Origin of the sequence: Mesorhizobium sp. M0018, assembly GCF_040323955.1 — a bacterium.
Classification (GTDB): Bacteria; Pseudomonadota; Alphaproteobacteria; order Rhizobiales; family Rhizobiaceae; genus Mesorhizobium.
On the sequence record NZ_JAMYVL010000021.1, the window covers coordinates 106,926 to 113,183 of the forward strand.

General features: G+C 60.1%; 5 protein-coding genes and 1 pseudogene. 4 read left to right on the plus strand and 2 right to left on the minus strand.

The genetic code is table 11. The features are described from left to right. Window positions 1-54: 54 nt before the first annotated feature. Together NKJ81_RS25240 and NKJ81_RS25245 are read left to right on the plus strand one after the other, a co-directional pair. Window positions 55-2,121 carry a N,N-dimethylformamidase beta subunit family domain-containing protein gene (locus tag NKJ81_RS25240; protein ID WP_352542045.1) on the plus strand — a complete coding sequence of 689 codons (2,067 nt, stop codon included), beginning with the start codon at window positions 55-57 and terminating at the stop codon, window positions 2,119-2,121. Next, a pseudogene (locus NKJ81_RS25245) lies at window positions 2,121-2,336 on the plus strand (hypothetical protein); the annotation flags it as partial. The gene NKJ81_RS25240 and the pseudogene NKJ81_RS25245, both read left to right, overlap by 1 nt. Window positions 2,337-3,526: 1,190 nt before the next feature. Here NKJ81_RS25245 and NKJ81_RS25250 read toward each other — a convergent pair. Further along, window positions 3,527-4,420, minus strand: coding sequence for an NAD(P)/FAD-dependent oxidoreductase (locus NKJ81_RS25250; protein ID WP_352542046.1), 894 nt, complete (start codon window positions 4,418-4,420; stop codon window positions 3,527-3,529). Between NKJ81_RS25250 and NKJ81_RS25255 the strand changes: the two genes are divergently transcribed. Further along, window positions 4,419-4,607: a hypothetical protein gene (locus tag NKJ81_RS25255; RefSeq protein WP_352542047.1), complete on the plus strand. Its 189-nt coding sequence runs from the start codon at window positions 4,419-4,421 to the stop codon at window positions 4,605-4,607. The genes NKJ81_RS25250 and NKJ81_RS25255 overlap by 2 nt on opposite strands. A gap of 101 nt (window positions 4,608-4,708) precedes the next feature. Further along, window positions 4,709-5,359 (plus strand): TetR/AcrR family transcriptional regulator, encoded by a 651-nt coding sequence (locus NKJ81_RS25260; protein WP_352542048.1) that lies wholly within the window; start codon window positions 4,709-4,711, stop codon window positions 5,357-5,359. Between the two features lie 649 nt (window positions 5,360-6,008). On the opposite strand, the gene NKJ81_RS25270 is transcribed toward NKJ81_RS25260, so the two are convergent. Then, window positions 6,009-6,258, minus strand: a 250-nt coding sequence (locus NKJ81_RS25270) for a GMP synthase (glutamine-hydrolyzing) (protein WP_502904323.1), incomplete at its 5' end; no start/stop codon positions are given.

A 6,258-nucleotide genomic window follows, 5' to 3' on the forward strand; every position in this document is an offset into this window, starting at 1 on the left:
GGACCGGTCTACGCGGTTCGCCCCAGCCCATCTGGAGTTCATCGGGAGGGATAGATGAAGCGCGCAGTAAACCACGACGCGATGAGCGTGGTCGGCTATACAACCCCCTGGAGTGCCAAAGCAGGCCAGCGGATCACCCTCAGCCTGTCATGCGACCGGCCGATAAAGGCCACACGAATTTGCCGGCTCGACAAGCCGGTTCCGGAATTTCTCGCCTGGCCCATCGAAACGGTAGGTGAAGCACGGCGTCGGCATTTCGACCAAGGGTCGTTCCTGTTCGTGCGAGCCGGCGAACTGGCCAAAGTACAAGCCGTCCACGACATACGTTTCGAGCTGTTCCTCACGCGCAACGAAGGTGCGCGCACGATCCTGGAAGCAGGCGCCCTCGGGCTGCGCCTCCGCGACGGCGCATTTGTCGTGGAAATCGGCGGCGAAACCCTTGTCGAGAAGAAGGCGCCAACTGGTGTGTGGCTCACTGTCGAGTTGGACCTGCGGCAGGAGCAGTTGCGCCTGCGCATCAAATCCCATGACCGTCTCGCGCCTTACGAACTCCATGAAGGTTTTGCCGGCCCTGAGCGGACCCTCCAGGCGCACGACATCCATTTCGGCGCAAGCGCCACCAACCACGAACCTACCCTCAACGCGAAATTTGCTGCGATCCGGCTCGACACCCCACAGGGGACTGTTGCCTGGGATTTCCCGACGCTGTTACCAACGCAGGCGATCCTGACGTCGGGCGGAGCAGATCCGTTGCTCCTCGACGTGATCAATCAGCCAGCCTTCTGCGTGACTTCGGCACGCTGGGACGGATCGAGCTTCGAGCCTCGCTTGGTGCCGTCGCACTACGACGCTATCCATTGCCACGACGACGACATCGGCCCGCTTGAGTGGCCGGTCTCGCACCGCGTGACGATCCCCGAAAACGCACACCCAGGCGTCTACGCGTTCCAGGCCGAATGGGAGGGTGGCTACGAACGCGTGGTGTTCTTCGTCACCTCTTCACAGGTTTCGTCGCCGCTGTTGTATCTCGTGCCGACGGCCACCTATCTCGCTTATGCGGACGAATATCTCCCCGATCATCTTTATGAATGGAAAGGCGACGACCGGGGACATCGCTTCGCGATCGCCAACAATCTGAAATCCCTTTACGACTACCATTCCGACCTTAGCGGTGTTTCCATCTGCTCCTACAAAAAGCCGAAAGTGACGCTCAGGGACGATTACGATTATCCGCTCTGCGGCTGCCCACACAATTTGCCGGTCGATCTGCATTTCCTCCGATTCTGCCACGACAATGGAATCGTGTTTGACGTCATGACCGATCACGATTTGCACGAATGCGGCATAGACGGTTTGCGTCGACATCAAGCCGTCGTCACCGGCAGTCATCCCGAATATATGTCGATCGAGATGGAGCAGGCGCTGCGGCAGTTTGTAGCCGAAGGCGGCAGCATCGCCTATCTCGGCGGAAACGGCTTTGCTGCCACTGTGGCTTTCAAGGACGACCTGATGGAGTTGCGGCGCTCGCCGCTGGAGGCCGGCCGCACCTGGGACGGCCCTGTCGCCGAACAGGCGCTGTCGATCACCAACGAACCAGGCGGCTATCTCCGCTGCCGCGGCCGAGGCGAATTCTCGCTGATCGGCGGTGCAATCTCATTGATGGGTTTCGATGGCGCACGCCCCTTCACGCGCACTGAGGAAAGCCATGAAGCAGGATGCGCATGGCTGTTCGAAGGCGTTGAAAATGCGACCTTCGGCACCGACGGCATGGTGCTGGGCGGTGCCGCGGGCTACGAAGTGGATGCGACGTATCCAGCCCTCGGCACTTCCGCTGACACCGTCGTGATCGCGCGGGCGACGGGATTTCCCGACAGCTTCTTCCAGGATCCGACGCGCTGGTATGAGGGCGGGGATAAGCAACGCATCGCCCGCCGCTGCGCCGAAATGACCCTGCGAAAGCTCGCAGCAGGCGGCTTGATCTTTTCCGCAAGCTCGGTTGCCTGGTGCGGCGCGCTGCCAGCCGCAGGCGCCATGAACGATGTCGGCAGGATCACGCTCAATCTGCTTACCCGCCTCGGTGCGACGAAAGGAGAACCAGGCCGAGAAAAATCGATAAGCTGATGGGCGCCGTTACGGAAAGACCCGTATCCGGTCTTGGGAAATCAAATCAGTCGGCGTGCACCGGCTGTTGCCTCAGCCGCAACCAGCCGGCGAAATTGCAGCCCGGTGGTGAAAGTTGGGCGGAGGCCTATGTGGCGAGCGGTGACTTGGCGGAGGAAGTCGCCAAGTTGAAAGCCCAAGAGGGCAAGCCGATCATCGCCCACGGCGGAGTGAGCTTCGCCCGCAGTCTCGTCGCCCAAGGACTGGTCGACCAGCTCGCCCTGATGGTGGCCCCGTGGCGCTGGGCAAAGGCCTGCCGCTGTTCTCCGAACTCGCCGCGCCGATGTCTCTCAAGCTGGTGAGCTCGAAAGCCTTTCCGGGGGCCGCGGTGGCGCAGATTTACCGGCCAACGTGAACAGGTCAGAGAATGTGTGCAGCCAACGAACCGACGAAGTAAGGGCGAGGTATAAATGAATGCGATCCCTTCGGATCGTCGTCGATCGATAGGAGCCTGTGCATGGCGAAGCTTGTGTTCGGAATGATGCAGTCGCTCGACGGCTATGTCGCTGGCGCCGAGGGCGGGCCCGGGCTGCCGATGCCGGGCGAGGCGCTCCATCGCCACTTCAACGCTGCGTCTCGTGGCCAGCGACCGGGTTGGCGAGGACGCGATCAGAGTGACGTACGTTCCCCGCCTGATCACAACCCACCCGACACCCTAACGTCCGTCGGACCGAATTTGAGCTCATTCCCACTCGATTGTTCTAAATCTAGTTAGGCCATTGATATAGCTAGGTTTTTTATTCGTTGCCGCGCAAGAAGCCGACCCATGGGCCGTCAAAACGTTACAGTCTTGATTTCAAATGGAAAAATAGCACGAAAATTTTTTGTGCGGTTTTGGCATCTATCGAAGTCGATCGCCTTTCCCGACCCACTTTGGGCAACTCAGGTGGGTTTCACAGCGAACCAAGAAAGTACCGTCACTAACTTTCATAGCACAGCGCGCCACAACGCGACCCGCCGCGGCAGCGTCATCCAAGCGCCATCCCTCTCCGTTTGTAGGTGAACTGGATACCGCTGGCAGTGCAAACTGGACACTCCCGGCAGCATAAACTGGACACCTCAAGACCCACCCGCTCCGAGGACGCGACAGCACGGTTCAAGGTGCAATGTCGCGCCCTCCACTTGCTGAACTTCTTCCCGGAGGGGGCCGGGGGAGGTTGAATAACCTGTGGAAAGCCTGTGGGTCTTTTTGGGACCGTTTGCGGACCGGCCTGAGCCTAGGAATCGTTTTGCTCAACTGCCCCTTCGAGACGGCTGACCGGCCAAAGACGTCCCTCAGGGGAGAGGGGCCCCGCGTTCCGTGGCACCGGCCCGCAACCTTCAGAATATGATAGCCCGCGGCAACCGGAGAAGGGAATCTGTGCTCTCAAACCAGCATCGACTGCTGGGCGGAGATACCCGCCGTCGCGCCATGCGATGTTGCCAGGGTGACCGAGGCCATGAGGGGGTTGGCGAGGTCGCCGGCGGCGTAGATGCCGGGAATGCTAGTTTCGCGGCGCTCGTCGACCTTGAGGGCGATGCCGAGGGGCGTATCGACCGTGGCGAGGCCCAGTGATTCATGCAGGCTTGCGGACGGCTTGTTGCGCGGATGGGCGAACAGGATGTCGACCGCGACATTGCGGCCGGTATCGAGATTGACGGTGGCGATATGGCCCCCGTGATGGGCGATCTCGGTGATCCGGCCATCGACGACAGGTATGTTGCGGCGCGCCAGATCGGCCCGGATATCGGGTGGAATGTCGTGACCATCGGCGAAGAGCGTCAACGTGTCGGTCCAATCGTGGTACAGCCTGACATAATTGTGCGACTGCGGGCCGGACCAGACGAGGCCCCAATGCTGGCCGGCGGCTTCAAAGCCGTCGCAATAGGGGCAGGGTACGATGGACGTGCCCCAGCTTTCGGCAAAGCCCGGAACATCAGGCATCTGGTCGGCGACGCCATAGCTCAGGATCAGGCGCCGCGCCCCAAGGCTTTCGCCATCGCCAGTGAGGACGGAGAAATCGTCGATGGCGCCGGAGACGCTGCCGGCCCGGGCACTGACCAGCCTGATCGTGGGATAACGCGCCAGCTGCTGCCGCGCCTCGGCCAGGATGTCCAGCGGTGGCTTGTGATCGTGACCGAGCAGGCCATGCGAGTGGCCGGCGAAGCGATTGCGCGGCAGGCCGGTATCGAGAACTGTGACCTTGCGGCGGGCACGGCCGAGCTGCAGGGCGCCGGCGAGACCGGCAAAGCTGCCGCCGATGATGATGACGTCATCCATGGTGATGGGCTCCGTGTTGTTGATGGAGGGGAGTGGGCTGGGCCTGGCGCGAAATATCGTCCAGCGATACGCGCTCGAGACGGGCAGCGAGCAGGGCTTCGGCATCGGCGAGAAAGTCGCCCATCACTGTGTTGGCCGGCCGGACAATGCCGCATTCGATATCGCCGGGCGGCCCGGGGAAACTTGATTTGGAGGACAGGTTGAAATCCACCCGCTAGCTTGCACATTTCGGAAACTACATGGTATCGTAATTCAAGAATTAGGATACTGTCAAGGACTGGAATTGTCGTGACCGAAAACAGCCAGGGCCGGCGCGGCCGGCCCGCCAACGAGGCGCTTGGCCAAACGATACTCGACGCCGCTTGCGAACTCTTTGTGGAATTGGGTTTTCAAGCGACGACATTGGACAAGGTCGCCCAGCGGGCGAAGATATCCAAGCTCAGCATCTATCGGCACTTCGAGAACAAGGAGGCGCTGTTCAGCGCGGCCATCGCGGCCGGCTGCCATCAGTTGTTTGCACCACAGGCCCTTCTTGAAGGCGTCGACGGTTCGGTCGACGATCAGCTCATGGCGGTGGGATCATCACTGCTTCGTACGCTGTTGAGATCAGACGTCCGCAGTGTCGAAGCCATGGTCATGGCCGACAAGACGAATCAAAAGTCGTTAAGCAAGCTCCATTACGAAGCCGGCCCCGCCCATGTCATCGCCCAAATCGAGGCCCTGTTGCGCCAGCTGCACGCGAAGGCGGTTCTGAACGTGCCCGATCCTCTCCGGTCCGCCCGCTTGTTTGCCGCGCTTTTCAAAGGATCCGATCTCCTGATTATCGCACGCTTCGATCAGGCGAGAGCAGAAGACGACAACGAAATCGAATCCTATTGCCGGTCGGCCGTCGCCATGTTCATCGCCGCGCACGGTGGCAACGACCACGCGGGCGGATAAGCATTTGATTGCTCCGGGCAGCTTGGCCGGGACCGTATCCAGGCGCTTCGTCATATTGGGCCGGCGCGCGCGGCCGAGCTTGCACAGATCGCGGCACCTCATCTTTCTCCCAACGATAAAAAGACGCTCGCATCTACCGCGGTCCAAGCTCCCGCCTGGATGCGGTCGACGCTTCTCTCCATCGCAGATCCGGCAGCAGTCGGGACAACATTTGATAGGTGATGCGACGGTGCCATCCGACCATATGCTATCGGGTCCGGAACATCGATCGGTACCGCAGCCAAAGCTGAAACTATGTATGTCGATAACTAAAGTACCGTCAGCGCAGAAATGTCATGCTACGGGCAATTTTCGTTATATTTCAAAGCGTTGACGCACAGAAAAGTACCGTCAAATCCCAAAAACGAATGACGGTACTTTTTAGAATGCTCTGTCGGATACGAAAAGTACCGTCAAAAGTACCGTCAGAGTGATCTGCTACAAGCTGGGAGCCGCGCCAGGCGCTCCGATAAACTTAACGATTTCAAACGACTTGATAGGTTTGTCAATTCCATTGATAAGGTGCCCTGGCTAGCAGTCTGCCCTGCCCGCAAATCATTGTATTTTCTGCGAAATTCTACGCTAGAGCCGCCTATCATCGCCGTTTCCCTCACTCCCACTCGATTGTGCCTGGCGGTTTGCTCGTCACGTCATAGACGACGCGGTTGATGCCGCGCACCTCGTTGATGATGCCGGTGGCGGCTGCGCCCAGGAATGCCATGTCGTGACGGTAGATATCCGCGGTGCTGCCATCTACCGTACGCATCCGGTGAAGACCGCAGACGTGCGCATCCGGCAGCCAGGAGAACCTGAGCACCGGAGTGCTGGGGTCAAGCTTTCTTTGGGGAGACGCGATGATA